This is a genomic window from Variovorax sp. P4_D9, from assembly GCF_056401695.1.
The window spans coordinates 1-4,441 of sequence record NZ_JBFUIU010000718.1; the positions used below are offsets into that span (position 1 = coordinate 1).

General features: G+C 61.8%; 5 protein-coding genes. 1 reads left to right on the forward strand and 4 read right to left on the reverse strand.

What is annotated here, in order from left to right:
* The 4 genes from AC1DY5_RS43435 to AC1DY5_RS43450 all read right to left on the reverse strand — a co-directional run.
* Positions 1-403, reverse strand: a 403-nt coding sequence (locus AC1DY5_RS43435; protein ID WP_478120610.1) for a Bug family tripartite tricarboxylate transporter substrate binding protein, incomplete at its 3' end; no start/stop codon positions are given.
* Between the two features lie 59 nt (positions 404-462).
* Complete coding sequence (locus tag AC1DY5_RS43440) at positions 463-1,644, reverse strand: CaiB/BaiF CoA transferase family protein (RefSeq protein WP_478120606.1); 1,182 nt, start codon at positions 1,642-1,644, stop codon at positions 463-465.
* 15 nt (positions 1,645-1,659) lie between these two features.
* On the reverse strand, positions 1,660-2,820 hold the full coding sequence (locus tag AC1DY5_RS43445; protein WP_478120607.1) for an acyl-CoA dehydrogenase family protein: 1,161 nt from the start codon (positions 2,818-2,820) through the stop codon (positions 1,660-1,662).
* Between the two features lie 28 nt (positions 2,821-2,848).
* Entirely contained in the window at positions 2,849-3,700 is an 852-nt protein-coding gene (locus tag AC1DY5_RS43450; protein ID WP_478120608.1) for an HTD2 family dehydratase, read from the reverse strand.
* A gap of 557 nt (positions 3,701-4,257) precedes the next feature.
* Here AC1DY5_RS43450 and AC1DY5_RS43455 point away from each other — a divergent pair.
* On the forward strand, positions 4,258-4,441 hold a 184-nt coding region (locus AC1DY5_RS43455; protein ID WP_478120609.1), incomplete at its 3' end, for a LysR family transcriptional regulator.

Below are 4,441 nucleotides of genomic sequence, written 5' to 3' on the forward strand. Positions count from 1 at the left end.
CTTTAAAGTTCTTGGCGGGCAGGTCCTTCCGGCCCACCAGGGTCATCGGGACGTCGATGACCTGGCTCACGTATTCGAAGTCAGCCAGCGGCTTGTAGTTGAGCTTGCGGTACAGCGCCGGCGCGGTGGCCATGCCGTTGTGGTGGATCAGGAAGGTGTAGCCGTCGGGCGTGGCGCGCGCGGTATAGGCCGCGGCAATGGTGCCGCCAGCGCCGGTCTTGTTTTCCACGACCACCGTCTGGCCCAGCGTTCGGGTCATGGCTGCACCAAGAGTACGAGCGACGACATCGGTGGGGCCACCAGCCGCAAAGGGCACTACCAAGGTGATCGGCTTGGTGGGATACCCCTGCGCCAGCGCAGCGGGCGACATCGCAGTACTCGCCACTAGCGCGCTGGCGGACATCAGAACGAATTTGCTCAGAGATGACATGATTCTTGTCTCCTTCTTGTCAAGACTCGCGCTCAGATCGCGCCTTGCTGCCGCATCGACCCGATGGTCACCGTCGACCAACCCAATTCACGCAATATCGCTTCAGTGTTCTCTCCGAGCCCGGGCACTGCGTCCATGCGCGGCGCATAGGCGTCGGTCTTTCCCGGGGGCAGGAGCGCCGGGATCGGTCCACTGGGGGTGGCGACCTCCGTCCAACGGCCGCGTGCCTTGAGCTGCGGATGAGCCCAGACATCGTGCATATCGTTCACGCTCGCATTGGCGATCTGGGCATTGTCCAGGCGCTGCACCACTTGCTCGGCCGTGAGCGCCGCGAACACTTCGACGACCAGGGCGCGCAGCGTGTCGCGGTTGGCCACCCGCTTAGAGTTGGAAGAAAACCGTTCATCGGTCACCAATTCTGGGCGCTGCAATACGGACTGGCAGAATGCGCCCCACTCGCGCTCGTTCTGCAGGCCCAGCATGACAGTACGTCCATCGCCCGCAGGGAACGGGCCATAGGGATAGATGGTCGCGTGCGCCGCACCGGCACGCGGTGGAGGTGTCGCTCCTTCGAAGGCGTAGTAGAGCGGATAGTTCATCCACTCGACCATGCTTTCCAGCATGGAGACGTCGATTCGGCTCCCCTTCCCAGTCTTGCCGCGCTGGATCAGCGCGGCAAGGATGCTCGAGTAGGCATACATGCCGGCCGAAATGTCAGCGATCGAGCAGCCCGCCTTCGCCGGTTCGGCGGCCGAGCCGGTTACCGACAGGAAGCCAGACTCGCTTTGGATCAGCAGGTCGTAGGCCTTCTTGTCGCGGTAAGGACCGTCGTCGCCATAGCCCGAGATGTCACACACGATCAGCTTCGGATGCTCCTCATGCAAGGCATCGAACGAAAGGCCCAACCGCGCGGCTGCGCCTGGCGCCAGGTTCTGCACCAGCACATCGGCATCCTCCAGAAGATGGGCGAGAACCTTCTGCGCTTCGGGGTGCTTGACGTCGAGCGTCAAACTCTCCTTCGAGCGGTTTGTCCAGACGAAGTGCGAGGCCATGCCTTGCACGCGCTCATCGTAGGCCCGGGCAAAGTCGCCGGTTCCAGGTCGTTCGACCTTGATCACTCGCGCGCCGAGATCGGCCAGTTGGCGGGTGCAGAAGGGTGCGGCAATCGCATGTTCGAGCGTGACGACGGTCACGCCTTCCAGGGGGCGCGTCATGGCTGACTCCATCGATTAGAACGACCGCGGAAGGCCGAGGATGTGCTCGGCCACGTAGGCGTAAATGAGGTTGGTGGAGATCGGAGCGACCTGGTACAGCCGCGTCTCGCGGAACTTGCGCTCGATGTCATATTCGTTGGCGAAGCCGAAGCCCCCGTGTGTCTGCATGCAGACGTTGGCGGCCTCCCAGCTCGCCTTGGCCGCGAGGAACTTCGCCATGTTGGCCTGCGCGCCGCAGTCTTGGTGCGCATCGAAACGGCGGGCCGCCTCGAAGCGCATCAGGTTGGCGGCTTCGACCTCGATGAAGGCGTCGGCGATGGGGAATTGCACGCCCTGATTCTTTCCAATGGGCCGATCGAACACGATGCGCTCGGTGGCGTACTTGCGCGCGCGCTCAATGAACCAGTAGCCGTCGCCGATGCATTCGGCGGCGATCAGCGTGCGCTCTGCATTGAGGCCATCAAGGATGTACTTGAAGCCCCTACCCTCCTCGCCGATGAGGTTCTCCTCAGGAATCTCCAGATTCTCGAAGAACAGTTCGTTGGTCTCGTGGTTGACCAGGTTGGGAATGGGCTGCACTGTTAGGCCGTTGCCGATCGCCTGCTTCAGGTCGACGATGAAGATCGACATGCCCTCGGACTTCTTCTTCACCTCGGCCAGTGGCGTTGTGCGGGCCAGCAGGATCATTAAGTCGGAGTGCTGCACGCGCGAGATCCAGACCTTCTGCCCGTTGACGACGTATCGGCCGTCCTTCTTGACGGCGGTCGTCTTGATCTTGGTCGTGTCGGTGCCGGTGGTGGGCTCGGTCACCGCCATCGACTGAATGCGCAGCTTGCCGGCTGCAATGCCCGGCAGGTACTTGTCCTTCTGAGCCTTGCTGCCGTTACGAAGCAACGTGCCCATGTTGTACATCTGGCCGTGCACCGCGCCGGCGTTGCCGCCCGAACGGTTGATCTCCTCCATGATCACTGTGGCGGCGGTCAATCCGAGGCCTGTGCCGCCGTATTCCTCGGGAATCATCGCGGCCAGCCAGCCGGCCTCCATGAGTGCGTCGACGAACTGCTCGGGATAGGCCTTCTGCTCGTCGATCTTGCGGAAGTACTCGTCGGGGAACTGCCGGCACAGTCCGCGCACGGCATCTCGGATTTCCTGGTGGTCGTCGGTCTCGTTGAACATCTCGTGTCTCCTTTGGGTGTGAATGGGTTCAGTACAGATTCGCCGTGGCTTCCATGGCCAGGTGGCCGTCCGGCGTGCGGGCCCAGAGCCTCACAGTCTCGGCATCCTCCTGGCGGCCACAAACAGTAAAGGGCGCAATGTCGAACAGCGGCTTGACGGCTCGGAACGAAAAGCCCTTGACCGCCGCGTCGGGCAGGTTGCGTCGCAGCAGGTCCAGTAGCAACGTGGCGATCAGCGGCCCGTGCACGATCAGGCCGGGGTAGCCCTCCACCTCGGTCACGTATTTGCGGTCGTAGTGAATGCGGTGCCCGTTAAACGTCAGCGCGGAGTAGCGGAACAGCAGGACGTCGTCCGGCACGATGTTGCGCGTCCACGGGGCGTCGTTCGGCGCAAGCTGCGGGGCGGGAGTGGGGTCGCCCGGCTTCGGGTTGTCGCGGTACACGATGTCGTGCCGCTCTACGATGGCCAGTTCGCCGTCCGCCCGGATCTCGTGGTCCACGTTCACGAAGACCAGCGGACCGGTCCGTCCCTCCTTTATTCGGACATCAGCGATGCGGGAGGTGCGCGAAATCGACTGACCAACACGCAGCGGGGCCAGGAATTGAAGTTGACTCCCGGCCCACATCCTGCGCGGCAGCGGCACCGGGGGCAGGAAGCCGCCCCGCTTCGGATGGCCGTCAGGACCGATCTCGGATTGACGATGGATTGGGAGGAAGTAAAGCCAATGCCAGCAAGGAGGCAACGTATCGGCCGGCTTCGTTGGCGAATCGTCTCGGTCAAGGGTCGCGGTCAGGGCTTGAAGCGGCACGGAGGTCACGACATCGTCGATGACTATTGTCTGGTCGATCCATGTGCGCAGATGCTCAATGTCTATGGTCATGAACTTGTCTCCTTGTGGCTCGATTTTGGGTTTCGGCCGGATATATAGGAAATACTGAATTCGGCTATCCGCTATATTAAAACCGGATAGCGAAAACGGTCGCTGATCAGGAATGGTCCCGGTCGAGATGCGTCGGTTGCCGGCCCCTGCGCAGGGATAGCGAGCACAGGAGAATGACGACGCTCATAGCCGTCACGTACCAAAAGTAGGACGACTCGATGCCACGCGATTTCAGCCACAGCGCGACGTATTCCGCAGTGCCTCCAAAGGTCGCATTTGCAATGGCATACGGAGCCCGACGCCCAGGTCGCGAACTCCGGCGGGGAATAGTTCAGCTTCAGGAGGCCGCTGATCGATGTGTACAGGCTCATACCGAGCAACCCGAACAGAACAAATCCGAAGGCAGTCCACGGGTCCGGGTCCGAGGTGCTCCCTCGCCTCGTGAGCAGAGGAGCCGCGAGGACGGCGAGTAGCTTTGTTGGTTTCAATTCTCTGGATGCAGCGCTGCATTGGGAAATACATAATCGGAGTACCAGCTAGACCGAATCCCGATAGCGATGGAACTGCGACAACTCCGGTACTTCATTGGCGCGAGCGAGGCCGGGAGCCTCCTCAAGGCTTCAGGCAAGCTCCATGTGGCTCAGCCAGCCCTCAGTCATCAAATCGCCTCGCTGGAGGACGAAATCGGTGCGCAACTGTTTGATAGGTCCAGTCGCGGCATCACATTGACCGAAGCTGGAA

Excerpts from the sequence above, each read along its gene's own strand:
- AC1DY5_RS43450 (WP_478120608.1), bottom strand. The coding sequence starts at position 3,700 with ATGACCATAGACATTGAGCATCTGCGCACATGGATCGACCAGACAATA.
- AC1DY5_RS43445 (WP_478120607.1), bottom strand. The coding sequence starts at position 2,820 with ATGTTCAACGAGACCGACGACCACCAGGAAATCCGAGATGCCGTGCGC.
- AC1DY5_RS43440 (WP_478120606.1), bottom strand. The coding sequence starts at position 1,644 with ATGACGCGCCCCCTGGAAGGCGTGACCGTCGTCACGCTCGAACATGCG.